4 protein-coding genes are annotated in these 5,426 nt (G+C 34.5%); 1 reads left to right on the forward strand and 3 read right to left on the reverse strand.

All coding sequences use genetic code 11. The annotated features are described in order from the left end of the window. A partial coding sequence (locus tag ACY65O_RS02555) for a hypothetical protein (protein WP_462219284.1) occupies positions 1-524 on the reverse strand: 524 nt, incomplete at its 3' end. A gap of 470 nt (positions 525-994) precedes the next feature. Next, a complete protein-coding gene (gene uvrA, locus ACY65O_RS02560; protein WP_462219285.1) occupies positions 995-3,796 on the reverse strand; it encodes an excinuclease ABC subunit UvrA in 2,802 nt (933 codons plus the stop codon). A gap of 357 nt (positions 3,797-4,153) precedes the next feature. Here uvrA and ACY65O_RS02565 point away from each other — a divergent pair, with 357 nt between their 5' ends. Further along, positions 4,154-4,735, forward strand: coding sequence for an RNA polymerase sigma factor (locus ACY65O_RS02565; RefSeq protein ID WP_462219286.1), 582 nt, complete (start codon positions 4,154-4,156; stop codon positions 4,733-4,735). A gap of 92 nt (positions 4,736-4,827) precedes the next feature. Here the strand turns inward: ACY65O_RS02565 and ACY65O_RS02570 are convergent, their stop codons facing one another. Then, the gene (locus ACY65O_RS02570; protein ID WP_462219287.1) at positions 4,828-5,274 is read right to left on the reverse strand and encodes a hypothetical protein; all 447 of its coding nucleotides are present in this window, start codon (positions 5,272-5,274) and stop codon (positions 4,828-4,830) included. Positions 5,275-5,426 lie beyond the last annotated feature (152 nt).

The raw sequence follows: 5,426 nt of genomic DNA on the forward strand, positions 1-5,426 counted from the left end.
GCAGGAAGTGTTGCAGCAGTTCTTGCTCCATTTAAAGTTATAGAACAGTTGACACCCACTATTCCAACGCTATTTTGTGTCTTTAGCGTTCCGGAATTACCTAATACAAAGGTATTATTACCTGCGCCACCGCTTGAACCATAAGTAAACTGATTAGTTAATGAGCTAAAAACGATAGTACCATTTACTGTCAAAGTCGTATTTGAATTATTGAGGTTTGTTCCTAGAACAATTGCACCATCTACTTCAAGAGTTCCTGCAAAAGTTGCGGTAACGTTAGCTGGAAAACTGGCAGTAATTGTTGAAGAAATAACAAATACATCACTTGCACCCGTAAAAACTGTTGCTGCAGTTCCACCGCCGACTATCCCGCCCGTATTCCAGTTAGCAGGCGTTTGTGGATTAGCCTGTCCAGCAGTTGTTAAATAATAAGTTGTTTGCCCTGCAGCACTAGTAATAAAAAACAAATTCGCAATCATAAAAGCGATAACGAACGATTTTGATTTGAGTAAAAACTTTTTCATGTTTTGCATTTTTAGTTTTGAAAAAATAAGATTTGATAAGCTTGTGGCTTCGCTTTTGCAGGAAATGGACTGATAGTTTTTTGTGGATTGGAAGGAATTCATCAGGATAATTTTAACTATTAAACTGATGATAAAAATTAAACCTGTATTATTCTTTTACTACTAAATAAAATTAGCCGGTGATTAAAACATCAGGGATGGACGGTTAGTTTTTTTGCGGATTGGAAGGAGGTACTTTGAATAGTTTACTATTCAAACTTAGAAAACAAATATAGCAATAAGAAAATAAAAATTAAGTAAAATTATTAATAAAAAATAATTCTGGCTTCGTTGGGGGTATAAGTAAGAAAATCCGAGAGCAGGTAATTAGGGTACGTACTTTCAAAATCAAAAGTATATAATTGATTTTAATTTTGCAAGTTTATTATAAAAAAATTATTTTATTCTTATTTATTCTATAAACACACTGCTCAGCAATAGGCTGCAGTACGGCTGCCGGTACATTTTTTTAAATCCGCTGGCTTACCGGCAAAAACCAGTTTACCCCCTGCATCGCCAGCTTCGGGGCCAAGGTCAATTACCCAATCGGCGCTCTTAATTACATCGGTATTATGTTCTATTACTACAATAGAATGCCCCTGTTCTATCAATGCATTAAAGGAGGCCAGTAATTTTTTTATGTCATTAAAATGAAGGCCCGTTGTAGGTTCATCAAAAATAAATAAAATATTACCCTGCGATTTTCCTTTACCTAAAAAAGAAGCCAGCTTTACCCTTTGCGCTTCTCCACCTGATAAAGTATCAGATGACTGGCCCAATTTTACATAACCCAAACCAACATTACTCAAAGGTTTTATTTTATTGGCAACAGCAGGTTCTTCAATAAAAAAATCTACAGCATCATCTACACTCATCTCCAATACCTCGTAAATATTTTTATGTTTATAAGTTACTTCCAGCACTTCTTCTTTAAAACGTTTACCGCCACATACATCGCAGGTTAAATGCACATCTGCCAAAAACTGCATTTCAATAGTTTGTTCACCTTCACCTTTGCAGGCATCGCATCTGCCGCCATCTACATTAAAAGAAAAATGTTTGGGTTGAAACCCCCTCATCTTACTTAACGGCTGCCTGCTGTACAAATCCCTTATTTCGTCATACGCTTTTATGTAAGTAACCGGGTTACTTCTTGATGATTTGCCAATAGGATTTTGATCTACCATTTCTATTTGCGAAACAGTATCAATGTCACCAGAAATATTTTTGTACAATCCTGCCTTATCGCCAAACTCTCCTTTTAATTTTTGCAAAGCAGGATATAAAATTTGTTTTACCAAAGTGGTTTTCCCACTGCCGCTTACACCACTTACAACACACAAAACATTTAAAGGAAATTCAACCGTGATATTTTTTAAATTATTTTGCCTGGCTCCTTCAATTTTTATGGAGCGGTTCCATTTACGGATATTTTTTGGCGGTTCAATTTTTAAAATGCCTGATAAATATTTTCCGGTGAGGCTTTCGGGATTAGCAACTATTTCATCATAATTTCCTTCGGCAATTACTTCACCGCCTAAATGGCTGGCCAATGGTCCCATGTCAATTATATGATCAGCTTCTCTCATCATCATTTCATCATGTTCTACCACAACAACTGTATTACCCAAATCTCTTAATTCTTTTAAAACTTTTATCAGCCGTTCTGTATCTCTGCTGTGCAAGCCAATAGAAGGTTCATCTAAAATATATAAGGAGTTGGTGAGATTGCTGCCTAAACTTCTTGTTAATTGAATGCGCTGGCTTTCGCCGCCGCTTAAACTATTTGCTAACCGATTTAAAGTAAGATAGCCCAAACCAACATCCATTAAAGTTTTTATACGGTGATGAATTTCTATTAAAATTCTTTTGGCCACTTGCGTATCATAAGCACTCAATTTTAATTCATCAAACCAAACCTGCAAATCTTTTACAGGCATTTCACATAATTGTCCAATATGTTTATCGCCCACTTTTACATACAATGCTTCTTTACGCAGGCGGTAACCTTTGCAATCGGTACATAATGTTCTTCCCCGGTAGCGGCTTAATAATACACGGTATTGTACTTTATATAAATTAGCTTCTACTTCTTTGAAAAAATCATTTATCCCGATTACATATTGATTGCCATTCCATAAATCATCCAGTTCTTTTTCGTTTAAATCAATGTAAGGTTTATGTACAGGGAAGTCGATTTTTTTTGCTGCTTTAATAAAAGCCTCTTTCCATAAACCTAATTTTTCTCCTTTCCATGGCGCTACTGCTCCTTCGTACACACTTAATTGTTTATTGGGAATAATTAAATCAGGGTCGATGCCCAGTATTTGCGAAAATCCTTCGCAGGTGGGGCAGGCACCATAAGGATTATTGAAAGAAAATAAATTAGGTACCGGTTCTTCAAACACAATGCCATCGGCTTCAAACTTATTAGAAAAATGTTTTTTTTGCGACCCATTTATTTCTATAAACATATTGCCTTCGCCTTCGTAAAAAGCGGTGTTAACCGAATCGGCAATACGGTGTTTGTCATCTTCATCAAAAGCTTTTACTACAAGCCTGTCTACCAATATGAATAATGAAGAATTATTAATGGATAATTTTTTCTCTTCCAGCAGGTCTTCTATTCTTATATTTTCTGTACCATTATAAAGCCTGCTGAAGCCTTTTTGCAATAAGATATTCAACTCTTCTTTAGCGTCCCTGTTTGTTTGTGGCTTAAATGGTACCAATACCAAAACTTTATCGCCTGTATTTAAACCTGCAATATATTCTACTACATCATTTACATCATCTTTCTTTACTTCTTTTCCACTTACTGGTGAAATTGTTTTACCAGCCCTAGCGAATAGCAAACGCAGGTAATCATAAATTTCTGTCATGCTGCCCACAGTGCTTCTTGGGGTACGTGTAATTACCTTTTGCTCTATTGCAATGGCGGGGCATAATCCTTTTATATAATCCACGTCGGGCTTGTTCATGCGTTGCATAAACTGGCGGGCATAAGCACTTAAACTTTCTGCATACCTACGCTGCCCTTCGGCAAATAAAGTATCAATGGTAAGCGATGATTTACCAGAGCCTGATACACCAGTTACCACTATTAATTTATTGCGTGGTATTACTACTGATATATTTTTTAAATTATGAACACGTGCGCCTTTTATTTCTATCCCTGTTTGTTTTACAGTTGATTTAATTGCTGCTGTTTTCTTTATTGTTGCTGTTGCCATACTCAAATTTACTTACATTAATTGTGCTGCCTTAAATATGTGAAAATTTTCTTAAAGCTGTTTCAAAGGTAACCGGGTATAAAAATTAGCTGTAGTTTTATACAGATGAAAAATTAGCTTTATTAAAATGAACACGTAAAAATACGTTTAAAATCAACGTATTTTTATCAGGTATAAAAACATTAAAAATAAAGTGAGTTTACTCATACTAATTTAATTTCTTCTTCTATTTTTACAGTCCAATATCTATAAAAGTGAAAAGCCAAAAAGCCTATTCAAAAGACTTCTACGCAATTTTCTGATTAATGTTATTGGTCCTGTAACAAAAATCCTAACACAAAAAAACTGTAGAAGTTTATGAAATGCCTTAACAATCTTACCGACCAGCAGCTTATCCATTTATACATGGAAGGCAATGCCGATGCCCTTGCAACTATTGTAGTACGCTACAAAGACAAAATTTACACCTCCATTTATTTACTGGTAAAAGACAAGTATCTTACTGAAGACATTTTTCAGGATGTATTTATCCGTATTATCGACACTTTAAAAGGTGGCCGCTATACCGATGAAGGAAAATTTTTGCCATGGGCCATGCGTATTGCACATAACATGTGTGTAGATCATTTCCGCAAGGTAAAACGCAGCCCAACTATTAAAACCAGCGACGACAGGGACATTTTTGAAGTGTTGAACTTTAGCGAACCGGGTGCCGACCAAAAAATGATGAATGGCCAAAGCCACGACAGGGTACGTAAAATGGTAGATATGTTACCAGAAGACCAGCGTGAAGTAATTATTTTACGCCACTATGCCGATTTAAGTTTTAAAGAAATTGCCGACCTTACCAAATGCAGCATTAATACGGCGCTAGGCCGTATGCGTTATGGTTTAATTAACCTGCGCAAGCTGATGGTGGAAAAGCAAATTGCACTATAAAGTTTTGTACCCCCCAATAATAATTATAACCCTTCATTTATTGGAGGGTTTTTTTATTACAAATATTTCTTTAAAATTAGGATACCCTTTTTTCATTTAACAAAATTATTTATACTATCAGGTTTATTATCAAATTGCTTAAAATAAAAATAGCTACCATTTTCAATTTTTACTTTAACATTATTTTCTTCGTACGAAGTAATAATAAATATGGTATCATTCAATATTTTACCCATTAATTTATGAATAGGGTATCCATGAAAAGGCTCTGGCTTTTCTAAAATTATACTATCATTTAAAATTCTGTATAAGCCCCATGAAGATTTTTCTTTTGGGTATTGTTTTTTATACTCTTCATTATTGTTTTTATCCTGATAATATTTAAGGCCTTTTTCAAGTGTTTGATAATATGTATTTTCACTATAAAAAACCCCATTGTTATATAAAAAGAGGATACCAACTTCTTTAGTGATATTGGAATTACTGTGAAAGTCGAAATAGCAACCATTCAATTTTAATTTATTGGTAATGACGGGCATTTTATCTATGGTAAATTTTGAAACTGAGCAGCCCATAGTGAGAAGGGTAAAAAATATGAAAAAATACTTTGGCATATTAAGTATGAGTTTATTGATTAATAAATTTAAAAATCTGTTCCACATCTATCACAAGTTCTCTCAAAAATATAACT

The sequence above is a fragment of the Ferruginibacter sp. genome (genome assembly GCF_031430955.1).
In the GTDB taxonomy this organism is placed as follows: Bacteria; Bacteroidota; Bacteroidia; order Chitinophagales; family Chitinophagaceae; genus Ferruginibacter.